Below are 617 nucleotides of genomic sequence, written 5' to 3' on the forward strand. Positions count from 1 at the left end.
ATTTTTGCTTTCAACTTGTTTAGCATCTATGATAAGTCGAAATTTTTGTCTTTTTTGTTTGATAATAAAGATTTTTCTACATTAAGTATTTTTCATTATGTTGTATCAATTTTTTTAATTAGGCAGTTAGTGGTTGATCGATCAATTCAAAATACAGATGACTGCCAAGCTCTGCGAAACACTATTTAACGAGGGCATCGTGCGTTATATACAGATCAGTGCGATAAAAGCATAAAGATAAGATTTTTCAATTGAAGAAATCGGAAAAAGAAAACCGAATATGACGATGCAAAAAGCATCATTCAGAAACAACAAAGCCTCACTAAAAAAGCGAGGCTAAGTAAAAATGGTGCCGGCACACGGATTCGAACTGTGGACCTACTGATTACAAGTCAGTTGCTCTACCAACTGAGCTATGCCGGCAACGTGGCGATAATTCTACAGAAAAATGATAAGAATGCAAGCCAAAAAATAAGCACTTGAGTGAGTTAAAGTTTTCTTATTTAAAATCAAAGATTTTTAAAATGTTTGGGAAAGCTGTAATATTGAAAGAGAGGTTAAAAAATTAAACAAGTAAATGATGGTTTGTACAATATAGATTGGTTTTTTAAGCGATC

1 protein-coding gene and 1 tRNA gene are annotated in these 617 nt (G+C 32.6%); one reads left to right on the plus strand and one right to left on the minus strand.

The window, feature by feature from the left end; genetic code table 11:
• A partial coding sequence (locus ACJ5GX_RS02345; RefSeq protein WP_495292658.1) for a hypothetical protein occupies nt 1-189 on the plus strand: 189 nt, incomplete at its 5' end.
• A gap of 158 nt (nt 190-347) precedes the next feature.
• On the opposite strand, the gene ACJ5GX_RS02350 is transcribed toward ACJ5GX_RS02345, so the two are convergent.
• Nucleotides 348-423 (minus strand) — tRNA-Thr (locus ACJ5GX_RS02350).
• Nucleotides 424-617: the final 194 nt, after the last annotated feature.

Source organism: Wolbachia endosymbiont of Tuta absoluta, assembly GCF_059414725.1.